16 protein-coding genes and 1 riboswitch are annotated in these 16,972 nt (G+C 74.5%); of the genes, 10 read left to right on the top strand and 6 right to left on the bottom strand.

Annotated features, from left to right (window positions below):
• Nucleotides 1-9 precede the first annotated feature (9 nt).
• The gene (locus ACTMTB_RS20715) at nucleotides 10-1,170 is read right to left on the bottom strand and encodes a DegT/DnrJ/EryC1/StrS family aminotransferase (protein ID WP_441147940.1); all 1,161 of its coding nucleotides are present in this window, start codon (nucleotides 1,168-1,170) and stop codon (nucleotides 10-12) included.
• Complete coding sequence (gene pseB, locus ACTMTB_RS20720; protein WP_441147941.1) at nucleotides 1,167-2,150, bottom strand: UDP-N-acetylglucosamine 4,6-dehydratase (inverting); 984 nt, start codon at nucleotides 2,148-2,150, stop codon at nucleotides 1,167-1,169. The genes ACTMTB_RS20715 and pseB overlap by 4 nt, the downstream gene beginning before the upstream one ends.
• Nucleotides 2,151-2,488: 338 nt before the next feature.
• On the opposite strand from pseB, the gene ACTMTB_RS20725 reads away from it, so the two are divergent.
• Nucleotides 2,489-4,225 (top strand): hypothetical protein, encoded by a 1,737-nt coding sequence (locus ACTMTB_RS20725; protein ID WP_441147942.1) that lies wholly within the window; start codon nucleotides 2,489-2,491, stop codon nucleotides 4,223-4,225.
• A gap of 69 nt (nucleotides 4,226-4,294) precedes the next feature.
• On the opposite strand, the gene ACTMTB_RS20730 is transcribed toward ACTMTB_RS20725, so the two are convergent.
• Nucleotides 4,295-4,804 carry a GNAT family N-acetyltransferase gene (locus ACTMTB_RS20730; RefSeq protein ID WP_441147943.1) on the bottom strand — a complete coding sequence of 170 codons (510 nt, stop codon included), beginning with the start codon at nucleotides 4,802-4,804 and terminating at the stop codon, nucleotides 4,295-4,297.
• A gap of 89 nt (nucleotides 4,805-4,893) precedes the next feature.
• Between ACTMTB_RS20730 and ACTMTB_RS20735 the strand changes: the two genes are divergently transcribed.
• From ACTMTB_RS20735 to ACTMTB_RS20750, 4 genes are read left to right on the top strand one after another with little or no spacing between them, the layout of a single operon-like run.
• Complete coding sequence (locus ACTMTB_RS20735; RefSeq protein ID WP_436682724.1) at nucleotides 4,894-5,145, top strand: phosphopantetheine-binding protein; 252 nt, start codon at nucleotides 4,894-4,896, stop codon at nucleotides 5,143-5,145.
• Nucleotides 5,142-6,380 carry an AMP-binding protein gene (locus tag ACTMTB_RS20740; RefSeq protein ID WP_441147944.1) on the top strand — a complete coding sequence of 413 codons (1,239 nt, stop codon included), beginning with the start codon at nucleotides 5,142-5,144 and terminating at the stop codon, nucleotides 6,378-6,380. Before ACTMTB_RS20735 ends, ACTMTB_RS20740 begins: the two co-directional genes overlap by 4 nt.
• Entirely contained in the window at nucleotides 6,373-7,119 is a 747-nt protein-coding gene (locus ACTMTB_RS20745; protein ID WP_441147945.1) for an SDR family NAD(P)-dependent oxidoreductase, read from the top strand. Before ACTMTB_RS20740 ends, ACTMTB_RS20745 begins: the two co-directional genes overlap by 8 nt.
• Nucleotides 7,103-7,540, top strand: a complete 438-nt coding sequence (locus tag ACTMTB_RS20750) for a hypothetical protein (RefSeq protein ID WP_441147946.1) — start codon at nucleotides 7,103-7,105, stop codon at nucleotides 7,538-7,540. The genes ACTMTB_RS20745 and ACTMTB_RS20750 overlap by 17 nt, the downstream gene beginning before the upstream one ends.
• 209 nt (nucleotides 7,541-7,749) lie before the next feature.
• Here ACTMTB_RS20750 and pseI read toward each other — a convergent pair whose 3' ends face one another.
• The 3 genes from pseI to ACTMTB_RS20765 form a co-directional block, all read right to left on the bottom strand.
• A complete protein-coding gene (pseI, locus tag ACTMTB_RS20755) occupies nucleotides 7,750-8,799 on the bottom strand; it encodes a pseudaminic acid synthase (protein WP_441147947.1) in 1,050 nt (349 codons plus the stop codon).
• A 142-nt stretch (nucleotides 8,800-8,941) separates the two neighbouring features.
• Nucleotides 8,942-10,075, bottom strand: a complete 1,134-nt coding sequence (locus ACTMTB_RS20760; RefSeq protein WP_441147948.1) for a glycosyltransferase family 2 protein — start codon at nucleotides 10,073-10,075, stop codon at nucleotides 8,942-8,944.
• Nucleotides 10,076-10,164: 89 nt separating this feature from the next.
• Complete coding sequence (locus tag ACTMTB_RS20765) at nucleotides 10,165-11,490, bottom strand: polysaccharide pyruvyl transferase family protein (protein ID WP_441147949.1); 1,326 nt, start codon at nucleotides 11,488-11,490, stop codon at nucleotides 10,165-10,167.
• Between the two features lie 302 nt (nucleotides 11,491-11,792).
• Between ACTMTB_RS20765 and ACTMTB_RS20770 the strand changes: the two genes are divergently transcribed.
• The 5 genes from ACTMTB_RS20770 to ACTMTB_RS20790 all read left to right on the top strand — a co-directional run bounded on the left by ACTMTB_RS20770 (nucleotide 11,793) and on the right by ACTMTB_RS20790 (nucleotide 16,893).
• Nucleotides 11,793-13,004 carry an acyltransferase family protein gene (locus tag ACTMTB_RS20770; protein ID WP_441147950.1) on the top strand — a complete coding sequence of 404 codons (1,212 nt, stop codon included), beginning with the start codon at nucleotides 11,793-11,795 and terminating at the stop codon, nucleotides 13,002-13,004.
• Nucleotides 13,005-13,208: 204 nt separating this feature from the next.
• Entirely contained in the window at nucleotides 13,209-13,616 is a 408-nt protein-coding gene (locus ACTMTB_RS20775) for a hypothetical protein (protein WP_441147951.1), read from the top strand.
• 151 nt (nucleotides 13,617-13,767) lie between these two features.
• Entirely contained in the window at nucleotides 13,768-14,526 is a 759-nt protein-coding gene (locus ACTMTB_RS20780; protein ID WP_441147952.1) for a hypothetical protein, read from the top strand.
• 303 nt (nucleotides 14,527-14,829) lie between these two features.
• Nucleotides 14,830-14,970: riboswitch (cyclic di-AMP (ydaO/yuaA leader) on the top strand.
• A 236-nt stretch (nucleotides 14,971-15,206) separates the two neighbouring features.
• On the top strand, nucleotides 15,207-16,031 hold the full coding sequence (locus ACTMTB_RS20785) for a C39 family peptidase (protein WP_441147953.1): 825 nt from the start codon (nucleotides 15,207-15,209) through the stop codon (nucleotides 16,029-16,031).
• Nucleotides 16,032-16,137: 106 nt separating this feature from the next.
• Nucleotides 16,138-16,893 carry an alpha/beta fold hydrolase gene (locus ACTMTB_RS20790; RefSeq protein WP_441147954.1) on the top strand — a complete coding sequence of 252 codons (756 nt, stop codon included), beginning with the start codon at nucleotides 16,138-16,140 and terminating at the stop codon, nucleotides 16,891-16,893.
• Nucleotides 16,894-16,972 lie beyond the last annotated feature (79 nt).

Here is a 16,972-nt window from a genome sequence, read left to right on the forward strand (position 1 = left end):
GTTCCCCCGTCAGGCGGCGGCGGGACGTGCCGTGACGCCCCGCAGCGCCGCGCCCAGCGCGTCGATCACGCGATCCTGGTCGGCGTCGGTCAGGCTCGGGAAGAGCGGCAACGACAGCTGCTGCTCATAGAACGACTCGGCCACCGGGCAGGATCCGCGCCGGTAGCCGAGGTCGGCGAAGGCCGGGTGCCAGTGCGCGGGCAGGTAGTTGACCTGGACGCCGATCCCGGCGGCCCGCATCCGGTCGTACACCTCACGACGGCGGCCGTCGAGCACCCGGATCGGGTAGAGGTGCCAGGCCGGGGCGGCCCACGAGCGGCGGCCGGGCCGCAGCACGCCGTCCAGGTCGGCCAGCGCCTCGTCGTACCGGGCGACCAGCCGGTCCCGGGCGGCGAGGAAGTCGCCGAGCCGGCGCAGCTGGCTGCGGCCGAGCGCGCAGAGCACGTCGGGCAGCCGGTAGTTCAGGCCGAACTCGTGCACCTCCTGGTGCCAGCCGCCCTCGTCCGGCCAGCGCAGCGCGTCCCGCTCGCGGACCAGCCCGATGTTGCGGAACCGGCGGGCCCGGGTCAGCAGCTCCGCGTCGAGCGCGGCGACCGCGCCGCCCTCGGCCGTGGTCAGGTTCTTGGTGGGGAAGAACGAGAAGGTGGTCAGGTCGGCCAGCGAGCCGACCGGCCGGCCCCGGTAGGTGGCGCCGATGGAGTGCGCCGCGTCGGCCAGCAGCAGCGCGTCGCTGCCGGCGAGGGCGCCGCGCAGGGCGTCGTAGTCGGCCGGGTGGCCGGCGTAGTCGACGGCGGAGACCACCCGGGTACGCGAGGTCGTCGCGGCGGCCGCCGCGGCCGGGTCGAGGGTGAAGGTCTCCTCCTCGACGTCGGCGAAGACCACCTTCGCGCCGAGCGCCACCGCGCTGCTGGCGGTGGCGACGAACGTCATCGGCGGCACCACCACCTCGTCGCCGGGGCCCACCCCGGCCGCCGCGTACCCGACGTGCAGGGCGGCGGTGCCGTTGGAGACCGCCGCGCAGCCGACCCCGCCGGTCCAGCTCGCCAGGTCGGTCTCGAAGGCGTCGACCTGCGGGCCGGTGGTGAGCCAGTCGCTGCGCAGCGCGGCCACCACGGCGGCGACGTCGTCGGCGGTGACCGACTGCCGCCCGTACGGCAGCATCGCCGTCACGCGCCGAGGCCGAGCATGTCGCGCAGCTGCTCGACGCTCAGCCACTCGTCGTTGGTGTCCGACTGGTACGCGAACCCGTCCGGCACCGGCTCGCAGCCGACCGGCGGCTGGTAGCCCCAGGTGGCGATGGTGGGCTGGACGATGAACCGGTCCTTGGCGCGCAGCGTCCGCCGGCTGTCGTCCGGGGCGATCATCTCCTCGTGCAGCTTCTCGCCCGGCCGGATGCCGATCTCGTGGGTGGTGGCGTCCGGGGCGACCGCCTCGACCAGGTCGAGGATGCGCATGCTGGGGATGCGCGGCACGAACAGCTCGCCGCCCTGCATCTGGTCGAAGCTGTCCATGACGAACTGGACGGCCTGGTCGAGGGTGATCCAGAACCGGGTCATCCGCTTGTCGGTGATGGGCAGGCTCTTGCCCTCGGCGGCCAGCCGGCGGAACAGCGGCACCACCGACCCGCGGCTGCCCACCACGTTGCCGTAGCGGACCACGGCGAAGCGGGTGGGGTGCTGGGCGGCGTAGTGGTTGGCGGAGACGAAGAGCTTGTCGCCGACCAGCTTGGTGGCGCCGTACAGGTTGATCGGGCTGGACGCCTTGTCGGTGGAGAGCGCGATGACCTTCTTGACGCCGGCCTCGATCGCGGCGTCCACCACGTGCTGGGAGCCGGTGATGTTGGTGGCGATGAACTCCGACGGGTTGTACTCGGCGGTGTCCACCTGCTTCAACGCCGCCGCGTGCACCACGTGCTCGACGCCGTGCATGGCCCGGGTGAGCCGGTGCCGGTCCCGGATGTCGCCGATAAACCAGCGCAGCCGCGGGTCGTCGCCGAGTTGCTGGCGCAGCTCGTACTGCTTCAGCTCGTCGCGGGAGAAGACCACCACCCGGGCCGGGTCGGCCTCGGCCAGGATGTGCCGGAGGAAGGTCCTACCGAAGGAACCGGTGCCGCCGGTGACCAGGATGGAGGATCCCGTCAGCTCGCTCAATGTGGTGCTCCCATGATCGCAGGTTGTGCGTCGGCGGCCGGGGGCCACGCGACCGGACGGACGCTAGCCACGGCGGGTTAACACCCCGACGCGCCCGGGTGAACCGCCCGCGCTGGTCCCGTGAATGCCGGACACCCGGCAGGCGAACACTTGCGTCGCCCCCGCCGAGCGGCTGACCGGCGGGAACTGTGCTGGCTACAGTGGCCCCGCGTACGCGACGGCCGGCCCCCGGCCCGGTCGCCCTCCGGCCCCGCGCCGCCCGCCACGACCCCTCCGCCCGACCCGCCCGCCGCGCCCCGCCGCGCGGCCGGCGCGCTCACCAGCGACCAGGAGACGAGATGACGTCCGACGTACGGGACCGGGTCGCCGACCCGGCCGACCCGGTCGAGGCGCCGGCGGCGCCGGCCCGGCGGCGCTGGCTGGTGCCGGCGCTGCTGGTCCTGGGCTGGCTCGCCGGGGTGGCCTGGCGGATGTGGCTGGCCCGGCACGTCGCCCTGCCGATCGCGCACACCGACGAGGACAGCTACCTCAACACCGCCCGGGCGCTGGCCGGCGGGCCGGGCGGCTTCAGCAGCGAGAACGGCCCGCTGCGCCGGGTCGGCTACCCGATGCTGATCTCCCCGGCGTTCCTCGGCGAGCGGGACTTCACCGACAGCTACCGCCTGGTGCAGCTGATCAACGCGGCGGTCAACGCCACCGTGCTGCCGCTGGCGTACCTGCTGGCGCGTCGGCTGCTCGCGCTGCGCCGGTCGTACGCGCTGGTCGCCGCCGCGGTGGCCGCCACCCTGCCGGCCACCGCCTTCTACGCCGAGGTGGCGATGATCGACGCGGTGCTGGCGCCGCTGGTGCTGGCCTGGTTGCTGGCCGTGCACCGGTGGGTCGCCCGGCCGGGAGTGCTGGCCGCCGCGACGGTGGGCACGCTGGTCGGCGCGTTCCACCTGCTGCACTCCCGGGGCCTGGTGATCGTGGCGGTGCACGCCGGTCTGGTCCTGCTGCTGCTGGTCCGCCGCCGGGTCACCCTCGGCCAGGCGCTGGCCGCGGTGCTGCCCGTGCTGGCCCTGGCCCTGGTGAACGCCGTCGGCATCCGGTTGCTCGGCGACCGGGTCTACCTGTTGGGCAACCCGCCCGGCGGCGGCACCGTCCGGGCCGTCGCCTCCGGGCAGGGGCTGCTGCGGCTGGGGGCGGCCGTCGCCACGCAGCTCTGGTACCTGGTGGTGATCACCTTCGGGATGGCCGGGATCGCCTGGGCCGCCGCGGTGCGCGAGCTGCGCCGGCGCGGGGGCGACCCGGCCGTCCGCTGGACGCTCGGCGTCGCCCTGGTGACGAGCGTCGGCGTGGCCGGCGGCGCGTCGGTGATCCTGGCCGGCATCACCACCAAGCCGCTGGACGCCATCTACGGGCGGTACGTGCAGATGCTGGCCCCGTTCTGGCTGCTGGTTGGGGTGGCGGTGCTGCTCACCGTGGCGTACCGGGTGCTGCTGGCCCGGGCGGCCGTCGCGGTCGCGTTGCTGGTGGGGGGTGCGGCGCTGATCGCCGCCCGGCTCGCCTACGTGGCGAGTCGGGGGCACGAGCTGCGCTACGGCGGCTTCGGTGCCCCCGACCTGATGGCGCTGACCGGCGGCTGGCGCGAGTTCCGCCCGTTCACCGGGGCGGCGGTGGGCGCGGTGGCCTGCCTGCTGCTGGTCGCCGCGGTCCGGGTGCCGAGGCTGCGGGTGCCGGTGCTCGCCGTGCTGGTCGTGGTGAACCTCGGCACCATGCAGGTGATCACCGACCGGCTGGTCCGGCCGATGGTGGCGGCCACCGCGCCGACCCCGCGCGTCGCCGACCTCGGGGTACGGCCCGGCGAGCGGGTCTACGCCTCCGTCGGGGTGCACTACATCCTGCGGTTCAACCTGAGCCACCAGGTGACCTGGAGCGACGTGCGGTGGTTCAGCGACCGGCCGCCGGCCGCCGCCGACGTGGTCTTCGCCCGCTGGGCGCCCGGCGCTGCGGACGACTGGGACGGCACCCGCTACGGCTTCGTCCGCCTCGGCGGCAATCCGGGCCAGCACTGGGCGGCCTGGCGGCGCGGCTGACGATTCTTTACCGACCTCGATGAACGGGAAGTGGCCGGCCGGTTAATGCGCGGCGGACAATTGTCGACATCAGTGCCGTCGACGGTTCTCCCGATGCAGCGAAACGGGGACGACGGTGATTTCCCGCCCGTCGTGCACCTGCTGTTCCGCGCTGCCCTCGACGAACCGGAAGCGGCGGTTCATCTGGCGGACCACCGTGTTGTCGGCCAGCACCTCCCCGTCGAGCCGGTCGAGCCGCAACTCGTCGAAGGCGTGGTCCACCGCCGCCCGCATCACCGCCAGCCAGGCCGGCAGCGTCTCGCCCCGCTCGGCCAGCCCCTCGGCGTCCAGGTAGAAGCCCCAGGAACCGGTACGCGGACCGGCCAGGCGCAGGTCGAAGAAGGTGACCACGCCGCAGGGCACGCCGTCGTGGACGTACACCAGCACCCGGCGGGTGGGGTCGGTGCGCACCCGCGACCACCACGCGGCGTGCTCCTCGGCGGTGATCTCGTGACTGTTCTTGCTGACCTGCCGGTTGGTTTCCTGATTACGCCAGGACAACATCAGGTTAACGTCGTCCTCGGTCGCCTCACGCAGCACGCCGACCTCTTTCCGTTCGATTCCTGCGGGCCTCGGGAACCCTACCCGGGAAATGGTGAGGTCAATTCCCGGGCTGTACACTCCGCCGCATGAACGAATTGAGTCGCGCGCAGATCCGCGACCTCATGGCGCAGGTGCTCGCCAACCAGGGCAAGGTGCTCCCGGACGACGACGACGCCGACCTGCGGGAGATCGGCTTCCGGTCGCTGGACTTCTCCGAGCTGGCCCTGCGGGTCGAGGACGAGACGGGGGAGGAGCTCAACTTCGACGCCCCCGGCCTGCGCCGGATCGCCACCGTCGGCGACGTCCTCGACTTCCTCGGCACGCTCCAGCGGCAGTGACCGTCACGACCTCCACCCCGGCCGGCCTGGACAACCGGGTCGTCGTCGGGGGCACCGCGCGCACCTGGCGGGCGCTGCCCGCGCCGGCGCTGCCGTCGCCCGCCGCCGTCCTCGCCGCCGGCTCCGCCGACGCGCTGGCCGCCGCCCGGCAGCACGCCGAGCACGGCACCGAGCTGCTGCTCAGCACCGCGCACCGGGTCGACCCGGCGATGCGGGACGAGCTGCGCGAGGCCGGCTTCGCGCTGGCCACCCTGGACGCCGCCGGCCCGGTGACCGTCCCGCCGACAACCGCCCGCCCGGCCGAGCCCGGCCGGCTCTGGCTGCTCACCTCCGGCTCCACCGGGCGGCCCAAGCGGGTCGGGCACACCCTGGACTCGCTGACCACCGTCCGGGGCGCCCAGCCGGAGCGGACCTGGCTCTGCCCGTACGCCCCCGGTACGTACGCCTGGTGGCAGGTGGTGACGCTGTCGCTCACCCAGCCCGGGCAGCACCTCGTGGTGGTCGACCCGGACGAGCTGGACGAGTGGCCGGCCGTCGCCGCCGCGCACGGCGTGGACGCCGCCTCCGGCACCCCGACCTTCTGGCGGCGCACCCTGCACCGCGACGGCGCGGCGCTGGCGCGGGTGCCGCTGCGCCAGCTCACCCTCGGCGGGGAGCCGGTCGACCAGGCCGTCCTGGACCAGCTCCGCGCGGTGTTCCCGACCGCCCGGATCTCCTGGATCTACGCCTCCTCCGAGGTCGGCGCGTCGATCGTGGTGCACGACGGCCGCGCCGGGTTCCCGGTCGACTGGCTGGACCGGGAGGTGCCCGGCCGGCCCCGGCTCTCGGTCGACGGCGAGGAACTGGTGGTCAGCTCGCCGTACCACGGGGTCGGGCTCGACGGGCCGGTGCGCACCGGCGACCGGGTGCAGGTGGTCGACGACCGGGTGCTGATCACCGGCCGGCTCGACTCCGACGAGATCAACGTCGGCGGCAGCAAGGTCTCCGCCGGGCTGGTCCGGAACGTGCTCACCGCCCACCCCCGGGTGGCCTGGGCCCGGGTCACCGGTCGGCGGGCGCCGGTGCTCGGCCGGATGGTCGTCGCCGAGGTGGTGCCGACGCCGTCCGGCGACCCGCTGGACGAGGCCATGCTGGTGCGCTGGTGCGCCGACCGGCTCCCCGACTACGCGGTGCCGCGCCGCATCCGCATGTTCACCGAGATCCCCGTCAAGGAGACGTTGAAGAGCGATGTCTGACTCCCCGCTCGTCCCGCCCAGCACCGTGGTCCTCGTCTCCGGCGGTTCCCGGGGGCTGGGCCTGGCCATCGTCACCGACCTGCTCGACGCCGGCGTACGGGTGGCGGCCTTCGCCCGTACCGTCACGCCGGAGCTGGAGAAGTTGGCCGCCGAGCATCCCGACCGGGTGCACGTCGGCGCGGTCGACGTCACCGACCCGGCCGCCACCCTGGCCTTCGTGCGGGAGGTGGAGGAGCGGCTCGGCCCGATCGACGGCGTCGTCAACAACGCCGCCGTCGGGCAGGACTCGCTGCACGTGCACACCTCCACCGGCGACATCGCCCGGATCATCGAGACCAACCTGACCGCGCCGTTGCAGCTCACCCGCCTGGTGATCCGGCGGATGCTGGGCAAGGGGCTGCGCGGACGGATCGTCAACATCACCTCGATCTGCGCGCAGCGCGGCTTCCCGGGACTGGTGGCGTACTCGGCCACCAAGGGCGGCATGGACGCCGCCACCCGCTCGCTGGCCCGCGAGTTGGGCGGCCGGATGCTGGTCAACTCGGTGGCGCCCGGCTTCTTCGCCTCGGAGATGTCCGCCGTGCTGGGCAGCACCCAGCTCGACCAGATCGTCCGGCGCACCCCCACCGGCCACCTCACCGAGCCGGAGGAGGTCGTGCCGGTGGTGCGGATGCTGCTGCGCGAGCAGACCAACATCAACGGCCAGGTGATCGTGGTGGACGGTGCGGCCTCCGTCTGACGCCGCCCTGTCCCGGCCGGGGCCCGCCGCCCGCGCGCCCCGGCCGGTGCCGGCCCTGCTCGGCGCCGCCGAACGGCACCTGCGGGTGGGCCGGCCGGCCGACCTGGGGTACGCCGTCACCCGCAGCCACCTCGACGACGGACGCTGCGTGGGCTGGTACGGCCCACCGACCCCGGGCTGGCGGGTCGCGGTGGACGCCGAACGGGCCGACGCGGACGTCCCGCCCGCCCTGGCGCACCGGTTCGGGCGGGCCGACTTCTGGGCCCGCTGGACCCGGGCGGAGAGCCTCTGCAAGCTGGCCGACGTGCCGGTGGCCGCCTGGTGGCGGCGGCACGGGCTGGCCGTACCCCCGGAGAGCCGGGCGGTGTGGCGGACCCTGCGCCTGGACGACGTGGTGGTGACGGTCGCCTTCGCGCCCTGACCAGCCGCCTCTCGCCCAGCCGTCCCGCGCTTCGCGGTGCGGGCCGCGCAGCGGGAGCCCGGGACGCGCGACGCCGCCTCCGAGACGACCGCGGCCCGGTCGGTTGAGTCGTTGACGACATCAGCTCGAAAGGCGACCGGACACCCTGCCGGCCGGCGGACGGCGACACCGGCCCCGGAAGCCCGGAGCCGGTGTCGGTCAGCGACGGCTCAGACGAGGTCCCAGCTCAGCGGGGTGCCGCGCGGGACGTCGACGGCGAAGGTGCGGCCCAGCACCTTCTCGATCTCCACCGGCGGCAACCCGCCCGCGGGCCGGATCGACCGCACGTTGTCGGCGGTCACCGGGTCGCCGGCGCGCACGTCCGCGACCACGTAGAGCGAACGGCGGAACCGCAGCCCCTCCCGCTCGGCGGGGGTGGGGCCGATCGCGGTGCCGCCCAGCGCCGCGTACGCCCGCCCCGACTCGACCACCAGCGCGGCCAGCTCGTCCGGGTTGAGGGAGAAGTCGGAGTCCACCCCGCCGTCGGCGCGGTCCAGCGTCACGTGCTTCTCGATGAAACACGCGCCCAGCGCCACGGAGGCGACCGGCACGCCGATGCCGGGGGTGTGGTCGGAGAGCCCCACCGGCACGCCGAACGCGTCGGCGAGCACCGGGATACGGCGCAGGTTGCTGTCCGCCGGCGGCGCCGGGTAGGAGGCGGTGCAGGCCAGCAGCACGATGCCGCCGGCCCCGCCCTCGCGGGCGGTCCGCACCGCGGCGTCGATCTCGGCCACCGTCGCCATCCCGGTCGAGATGACCAGCGGCTTGCCGGTGCCGGCGACCAGCCGGATCAGCGGCAGGTCGACCAGCTCCGACGAGGCGATCTTGTACGCCGGCGCGTCCAGCTCCTCCAGCAGCTCCACCGCCGTGGCGTCGAACGGCGAGGAGAAGACGGTCAGCCCCCGCTCGCGGGCCCGGGCGAAGATCGGCGCGTGCCACTCGTACGGCGTGTGCGCCCGCTCGTAGAGCCGGTACAGGTTCTGCCCGCCCCACAGCTCGTGCCCACCGGAGATCCGGAAGGCCGGGGTGTCGACGTCGATGGTGATCGTGTCCGGCCGGTACGTCTGGAGCTTCAGCGCGTGCGCCCCGCTGGCCGCGACGGCGTCCACGATGGCCAGCGCCCGGTCCAGGTCACCGTTGTGGTTGCCGGACATCTCGGCGACCACGAAGGGCCGCTCCCCGGCGCCGACCACGTGCGGCCCGATCTTCACTGTCGTCATGCCCGACCTCTGTCCGCTGTGCGTCCGCGCAGGCGCGCGGTCCCTGCCTCGTCGTCCGGGGACGACCTGGAAAACTCCGCCGCCGGGTGCCGCCCCAACCGGGTCCGGGCATCACGGCGGCACGACGTGTCGACCCTCGCCGTCACGGCGTGCCGTGACGGGCCAGCGCGTCGCTCGCCTCGGCCGGGTCGGCGGCGACCCGGTCCGCAGCCGCCGACGCGACGGCGGCGCCGGCCGGGGGAGCGGCGGGCCGGCGCAGCCGACCGGCCAGCCGGTGGGCCTGGCGCAGCGCCGCGTACGCGAGGTAGTTGTCCCGGCCCACCAGCCGGTGCTTGAGCCCGGCCACCCCGGCGGGGCGGGGGTAGCCGCCCGCCGGCAGGTGGCGACGATACTGGGCGGCCACCCGGTGGAAGAACTTTCGGCGCAGGTGCGGGTGCAGCCGGTCGTCGTTGCCGACCACCACCAGCATGTGGTTGACCATCAGCCCGAACAGCTCGGCCCGCAGCCGCTCGTCCGGGTACCGCCGCCCGACCCAGTCCAGCAGCCGGTCGTACTGGTCGAAGGCGTCGAAGTGCCGGCCGCTGCGGGTGGAGGTGATCGCGCCCTGCCGGCCCTGCCGGTAGAGGTAGCAGACCCGGTCCAGCACCGAGATCTTCTCCGCGCCGATCAGCAGCGGGTGGCTGAACGGGATGTCCTCGTACCAGCCGGGGTGGAAGCGCAGCTCCAGCTCGTCCATGAAGGCGCGGCGGACCACCTTGTTCCAGGCGGTGTGCTGCACCCGCAGCAGCTGCGGCCGGTCGGCCAGCCGGACCACGTCGGGCACCCCGCGCAGCAGGGGACTGCTGGCGTCCAGCTCGCGCCGCCCGCCCTCGTGCACCCGCACGTGGTCCAGCAGCAGCACGTCGGGGCGGTGCGCGCGCAGCCGGTCCAGCACCGCGGGGATGGTGCCCGGCGGCAGCCAGTCGTCACTGTCGACGAACCAGACGTAGTCGCCGGTCGCCACCGCCAGGCCGGCGTTGCGGGCCGGGCCCAGCCCGACGTTGCTGCTCAGGTGCACGGTGCGGACCTCGGACCGGCCGGCGGCGTACGAACGCAGCATGTCCCCGCACCGGTCCGGGGAGGCGTCGTCGACGGCGACCAGCTCGACCGTGCCCCGCTCGTCGGCCGGGACGTCCGCCCGGATCGACTCGAGGCACTGGTACAGGTACGCCTCCACCCCGTGGACCGGCACGACGATGCTCAGCAGAGGGGTGGCGCGCGTCGGCTCGTTGACCACGCCGCCACCCTGGTGCACCCGGGTGGACGGCCTCGGAACCTGACGTATCCGGTGGAGATGGAGTTACTGAACAGCCGCCGAGCGGCGGGTTAACGACTCAGGATCCGCCGTACCGGCGCGCCGACCGCGCGCCTGACCCGGGCCCGCAGCCGCTGCTCCTCCAGCGTGCGCACCTGGCCGTCCAGCGCGGTGTTGCGGTCCCGCAGCCACTGGATCCGCTCCAGCAGGGCCTCCGGGGAGGTCGCGGCGGCCGGCCGGACGGCCGGCGGGAAGCTGGTGGCGCGGACCCGCTCGTCGAAGCGGGCGGTGGCGTCCCCGTCGTCGAACGCGTTGCCGAGCCGGTGCGCGGCCAGGAACGCCGCCATCCGCTCGTAGCGGTTCCGGTGGCCGGCGTGCATGGCGGTGTAGTCCGCCTCGGCGTAGAGCTGCGCGGCGTCGATGTCGGCGGGCACCTCCTTCATCGTCCGGTGCGGGATGTCGAAGTACCGGGCCAGCTCCAGCGTGCGCGAGTCGTGCGCGAAGAGGTAGCCGGGGGTCCCGGCGACCAGCGCGGTGATGGTGCCGTGGATGCGGGTGCCGAAGGCGAAGTCGAACCCGGAGAGGTAGTCCATCCAGGTCCACGGGTCCAGGAACATCCGCACCTTGTCCTCGACGAACAGCGGGTGGGAGGTGTGCACCGGGATCTGGCTGGTCTTTCCCCGGTCCTCCGGAGCGTCGCCGTAGAGCAGCGTGCCGAGGGTGGTGAGGTCCTGCGGCAGGTAGCGCAGGTTCGGGTAGCGCCGGTGGTGCGCGGCGATGATCTTCGCCATCGACCTGACGTACGGGGAGACGGTCAGCGCCACCCGGGCGTCCGGCTCCAGCGTCGGCCTGGTCTTCTCCACCGTCAGCCGGTCGCCGTGCAGGAACATCGACGGGCAGCCGATCACGTCGACCGCCGAGAAGCCCAGGGTGCGCAGGTAGCTCTCGGTGATCTCGCCGCGTACGCCGATGCTGGGCGAGCGGTTGAGCACGGCCCGGACGAACCGGCTGACCACGGCGTCGATCGGGCGCAGGTACTCCCGGTCGCCGGTGACGTCGGTCTGCACCCCGACCCCGAGCACGACCACCGGGATCTTCAGCCGCTCGACCAACCGGGTCATCAGCTCGATGCGGTGCGCGTAGCTGCGCCGGAAGGCGTTGGCCAGCGGGATGACGTAGACGTCGTACTTCTCGTTGATCTCGTCGGCCTCGCGTGGGTTGACCTTGAACTCGGTCGGCGTGATCGCGGCGGTCGTCGTGCTGAGCAGCTTGTGGGCGGCGTGGCTGAAGACGAGGTTGCCGTTGTTGGCCCCGATCCAGTCGCCCTCGAAGGCCTCCTCGGCGGAGCGGACGTCGAACGGGCCCTTCTTCGCCCGCATCAGGATCCGCTCGTGCATCGCCGCTCCATCTCGTGGTCCACACGTGCCGGGGCGGCCCGGTGGGAGGACGCCGGCCGGCCCGCCGCCGGGCACGACGTCGGCGGGGGTCCGGGGAATATTAGGGCAATCTGCAGCCCGCGTACATCTCCCGGTGGGTCGGCGTCCCCCGGCCCGGTCGTGGCGGCCCCACCAGCCGGTAGGGTGCCCGGACGGCGGCACGACCGGTGCCGCCGTCCGGTGCCGGGCCGCGGTCGCGGCGGCGAGCGGCCGGGGGAGGAGAGGTACGTGCGGGTGAGCGTGGCGACGGCGGAGTGCCCGGCATGACGAGCGCGGTGGGCGCACCGACGGCCACGGCGAGCCGGCTGCCCTCGCTGACCGGGCTGCGCTGGGTGGCCGCGATGCTGGTCTTCGGCTACCACGCGGGCACCATGCGGATCGTCGGTGAACCGGACTACCAGGCGGTCGTCGGCGGGGTGTTCACCCTGGGCCTGTCCGGGGTGCAGTTCTTCTTCATCCTCAGCGGGTTCGTGCTGGTCTGGTCGGCCCGCGACGGGGAGCGGCGGCGCGACTTCTGGCGGCGGCGGCTCGCCAAGATCTACCCGAACCACGTGCTGACCTGGGTGGCGGCCCTGCTGGTGATGTGGTGGTTCGCGGACACCATCGTGCCCCGCGCCGCGCTGGAGAGCCTCCTGCTCGTGCAGGCCTGGGACCCGACGCCCGGCTACTTCTACAGCATCAACACGGTGAGCTGGTCGCTCTCCTGCGAGCTGTTCTTCTACCTCTGCCTGCCGCTGGTGCTGCCGGCGCTGCGCCGGGCCCGGGCCGGCCTGCTCTGGGCGGTGGTGGCGGCGGTGCCGCTGCTGATCGTGGCCCTCTGGCCCGGGCAGGCGCTGGTGCCGGAGGAGAGCACCTGGTGGTTCACCCAGATCTTCCCGGTGGTCCGCTCGCTGGAGTTCTGGCTGGGCGTGGCGGCCGCCGAGCTGCTGCGGCGGGGCCGCTGGCGGGGGCCCGGCCTGCCGCTGGCCAGCCTCATCTTCGTGGTCACCTGGGTGGTGGCGGGGCAGTGGATCCGCGCCGAGCTCTGGGCGGCGATCCTGTCCGTGGCGTACATCCTGGTCATCACCGCCGCGGCGGACGCCGACGTGCGCGGTCGGCCCTCGCCCTGGCGGCACCGCCGGCTGGTCTGGCTCGGTGAGGTCTCCTTCGCCTTCTACCTGGTGCACGTGCTGGTGATGGTCACCGTGCTGCGGGCCACCGGCCACCTCGGCGTCGGGCTGCCCGGCTGGTGGGGACCGCTGGCGGTGCTCGGCTTCCTGGCCGTGAACCTGGTGCTGGCCGCCCTGCTGCACCGCTGGGTCGAGACGCCGATGATGCGCCGCCTGGCACCCCGTCGCCGGCCCCGTCCCGCCCCGTCCACCCTGGACGCGGCGGCGGCGCCGACGCCGCGCCCCACGCCGGCGCCGCGGGCGGCCGCCGACGGCGCGCCGGCTGGCCGACCCATCGAGTACGCGGGCCCGCGCGACCCCCACTGACCCCCCGTCCACCCCGGCCGGTACCCGGTCCGGTCCGCTGCCCGTGCGCCTCGCGCGGTTTGCGGCGTGTCGCGGTGACGTTCGCCGGGGAGGGCGCGACACGCCGCAAACGGGCGGGCGACTGTCGCGACGCACGTTGGTGAGCGCCGCGCCGACACGCCCGGCGACGCTGCGATCACCCGGCATCGGCGGTAGCGTGGTGCCGTGCTCCCGGTCGCGCTCACCAGTCCTCTGTGGTGGGTGGCGCGCTGGAGTTCCCGGCTGCTGACCGGCCTCGCCCTGGCGGTCGCGCTCTCCCTCGGCGGTCCGGCCGTGCCGGACGCCGGCGCGCTCACCGCCGCTCCCAGCCCGGCGGGCGCACCGATCCTCGTCGATCTGGCGGTGCCCGACGGGTTCGCGGTCCGCGCGGCCGCCGTCCCCGCCGTGGCGCTCGCCGCCGGCGACGCCCAGAGCGAGGGCCGCGCATTCGTCGCCCCGCCCGCCGCCCCGCTCGCTCCGGTCACCTCGATCGACCCGGTCGGCCGGCCGGCCCATCCGGTCACCTCGCCGCCGCTGCCCCTGACCGGGCTGGCCGCCGCCGCGACCGGTCCCCGCGCCCCGCCGCTCGGCTGACCGCCACGCGGGGCCACCCGCGACCGCGCCCTCGAGAACCTCACCACCGCACCCGCCCCCGGCACGCGGCGCCGCCCCGGCCTCGCCCCGTCGCCCCCCGGGCCGGTGTGGGACTCCTCTTTCCGCATCCCGCTTCCGGGAGGTGCCCACCGTGAACACCGTCCTCTACCAGTTCCTCGTCGAGGTCCCGACCGCCGCCGCCATCTGGTCGGCCCTGCTCGTGCTCGCCCTGACCGTGCTCACCGTGCTGGTCGCCCGCCCCGAGCGGGACCCGGCCCCCGACGAGCCGGTCGTCGACCCGGCCGCCGACCCCGCGACCGAGCTGGCGGACCTGCGCCGGTACGCCGAGGAGGTCGCCGTCGCGGCGGCCGGCGCCGCCCAGACCGCGCGCCGGTGGCGGGATGCCTGGCTGGCCGCCCAGGAGGAGGTGGACCGGGCCTGGACGGCGTACGACGAGGCGGAGACCGCCGCCCGCCGGTTCACCGGCGCCGCCGCGCTGCCCGCCCCGCGTACCCCGCGCACGCCGGCCGAGTACGCGGGCCGGGAGCGCTGGCTGCACCAGGCGGCGGTGGCGGCCCACTGGCGCGGTGAGCTGCCGGTGGAGCGGCTGCGGGACGTCTTCGCGCACCGGGACGGTTGGGACCCCCGGCGGCACCCCGTCGAGCAGGAGGTGCTGCTGGCCCGGGCGGTACGCGACGGCCGGCGGGACGCGTACCGGGCGGCGGCCGGGCGGGAGCGGTCGGCGTGGCGGGACGCCGAACTGGCCGCCGAGGCGGCCCGCGCGCTCGCCGTCGAGGCGTACGCGGCGGCGGAGCGGCTGCGTCCCGCGCGGCTGCCCGCCCAGCGGACGGCGACGGCGACGGCCCGGACCGCGCTCGCGGCGCGGTGGCGGCCGGCCCGGGTGGGCTGAGGACGCGACCAAATTGTTACCCGTATTTCCGTGAGTCGCGTCACGGCGATCGGGAAACCGGTCATCCGGTCACAGGCGGTGACATCGATCGCGACGATCGGCAGTGTTTGCCGCCGCGCTGTCCGGTTGTCGCCCGACGGTCCCGGAACAACCGCCTGTCCCATTGAGTGACGTCAGTGTCGAACTGTACGGCAAATTTGTCGCCCTGATCATGTTTAAGCAGCTGGCGGCGCTTGGCCGACACGTGACCGACCAGTAATGTCGCCCGGGTCCGGTGCGGTTTCCGATCGCAAGAGGCGACGCCGCGCCGACCCGCTCAATCGTGATTCCACGAACCGGGGACCCATGCACGTCCGGGGTGAATCCGCGGGCCACGGCCCGTGGTAGGGCGCTCTTCCCGCCCGAATCCGTCAGCTAACCCGGTAGGCGGTGTCGGAAGGAGTTCCAACTTTTGCTGCTCCCTCGCATTCCTCGGCTTGCTCTCCACCTCGGTACCGGGGTGTTCGTGCCGGTCCGCCGCGCCCTCGCGCGCTGATCCCGGCCCCACCTCGCCGCCCGGTCACCGACCGGGCGCACCCCCGCCGAGCGGCCTCGCACACCGGTTCTGACGCCGCGCGTGACGTCCCGTCACGCGCCGGTCCGGCACGCCGCTCCCGCCCTCGTACCGTGGAGGAAAACACGTGAAGCACCCCCTGAAGCGGCAGCTGCGACGCCTGGCCACCAAGCGGTCCTACCAGCTGGTCGCCGGCTCGGCCGCCGCGCTCGTGCTCGTCTCCGGCGCCAGCACGCTGCTCGCCGACGAGGCGCCCGCCCGCCAGCAGACCTCGGCCGCCGTCGCCGAGGTGGCGCCCCGGCTGGACGACGTCGCGACCCGCAGCCAGGCCCGCGTCGCCGCCCCGTCCCACAAGCCGTCGCCCTCGGCCAGCCCCTCGCCGTCGGCGAGCGCCACCAAGGCCAAGGCGGACCCGGACCTGACCCGCAAGGCGGCCCCCAAGCCGCCGTCGACCAAGGTCCTCCGTTACGACTACCAGGCGCAGACCACCTTCTACAACTGCGGTCCGGCCGCGGTGCGCAACGCGCTCAGCGCGGCGGGCATCGAGCGGACCCAGGACGAGCTGGCCGGCCCGCTCGGCACCACCGAGATGGGCACCAACTCGGCGCTGGACACGACCCGGGTCCTGAACCAGATCGTCAAGGGCGACCCGTACCGGACTCGGATGTTCCGGGGCACCCCCAGCTCCGCGCAGATCGACCGGCTCCAGGCCGACGTGATCGCGGCGATCACCGACGGCCGGGGCGTCGTGGTGAACGTGGCGGGGAGCGCCACCGACACCGACGGCGGCTGGCACTCCTTCCCGGGCGGCCACTACATCGCGGTGGTCGGCTACAAGAACGACGGCCGGACGGTCCGGATCGCCGACTCGGCGGACCCGAACCTGCCGTCGTACTGGGTCAGCACCATCGACCTGGCGAACTGGATCGCCACCCGCGGCTACTCCGCCTGATCCAATACCGTCGCTCGTCCGGGCACCGGCTCCCCTGGGGGCCGGTGCCCGTCGCCGTTGGCGCGGGTCTCGCGCGCCGCGACCGGGCGGTGGCACACTGCGGCCCATGACCGACGACTCGGGTACCCGCCGGCTGCTGTTGCTGCTGCACGGGATGGGCACCACCGGCGACGTGTGGCTGCCCTGGGCGCCGCTGCTGGAACACCGCTGGCCGGGCCGCTGGCTGGCGCCGGACCTGGCCGGCCACGGCTTCTCGCCGCCGCTGCCGGGGTACTCCTTCGCGGGGTTCGCGGAGCAGGTCGCGGCGGGGCTCGGCCCGGTGCCCGAGGGGGCCCGCCCGAGTGACCGCCTGGTCGTCCTCGGCCACTCCCTCGGCGGGGTGGTCGCGCTGGCGCTGGCCGCCCGCGACGCCGGGCTCCCGGTGGACGCGGTGGTCGGGCTGGGCATCAAGGCGGTCTGGTCGCCGGCCGAGCTGGCCCGGGCGCGCGAGCTGGCGGAGCGCCCGGTGACCTGGTTCGCCACCCGGGACGAGGCGGCCCGCCGCTACCTGAAGGTGGCCGGCCTCGGCGGGCTCTTCGCGCCGGACCATCCGGTGGTCGACGCGGGGCTGCGTGCCGAGGACGGCCGCTGGCGGCTGGCCATGGACCCGGCCGCCTTCGCGGTGGGCGCGCCGGAGCTGCCGGCCCTGCTGGCCGCCACCGACGTCCCGGTGCTGCTGGCCCGGGGCGAGCACGACCCGATGGTCAGCGACGCGCAGCTCGCCGAGCTGGGCGTGCCGGTGGCGACCCTGCCCGGCCTCGGCCACAACGCGCACGTGGAGGACCCGGCGGCGGTGCTGGCCCTGCTCGACCCGTACCTGTGACCGGTTGCGGACGCGGGCGTCGCCGTCGTGGGTCGCATGCGGCTCGGGACCACCTGCCGGACGTTCGAGCTCTCCGTCC

Origin of the sequence: Micromonospora sp. L32, from assembly GCF_052068055.1 — a bacterium.
Lineage (GTDB): Bacteria > Actinomycetota > Actinomycetes > Mycobacteriales > Micromonosporaceae > Micromonospora > Micromonospora purpureochromogenes.

What these genes read in the sequence shown, in the direction of transcription:
- ACTMTB_RS20745 (WP_441147945.1), top strand. Translation starts at nt 6,373, where the DNA reads ATGTCTGACTCCCCGCTCGTCCCGCCCAGCACCGTGGTCCTCGTCTCC.
- ACTMTB_RS20765 (WP_441147949.1), bottom strand. Translation starts at nt 11,490, where the DNA reads ATGCACGAGCGGATCCTGATGCGGGCGAAGAAGGGCCCGTTCGACGTC.
- ACTMTB_RS20790 (WP_441147954.1), top strand. Translation starts at nt 16,138, where the DNA reads ATGACCGACGACTCGGGTACCCGCCGGCTGCTGTTGCTGCTGCACGGG.
- ACTMTB_RS20735 (WP_436682724.1), top strand. Translation starts at nt 4,894, where the DNA reads ATGAACGAATTGAGTCGCGCGCAGATCCGCGACCTCATGGCGCAGGTG.
- ACTMTB_RS20770 (WP_441147950.1), top strand. Translation starts at nt 11,793, where the DNA reads ATGACGAGCGCGGTGGGCGCACCGACGGCCACGGCGAGCCGGCTGCCC.
- ACTMTB_RS20725 (WP_441147942.1), top strand. Translation starts at nt 2,489, where the DNA reads ATGACGTCCGACGTACGGGACCGGGTCGCCGACCCGGCCGACCCGGTC.
- pseI (WP_441147947.1), bottom strand. Translation starts at nt 8,799, where the DNA reads ATGACGACAGTGAAGATCGGGCCGCACGTGGTCGGCGCCGGGGAGCGG.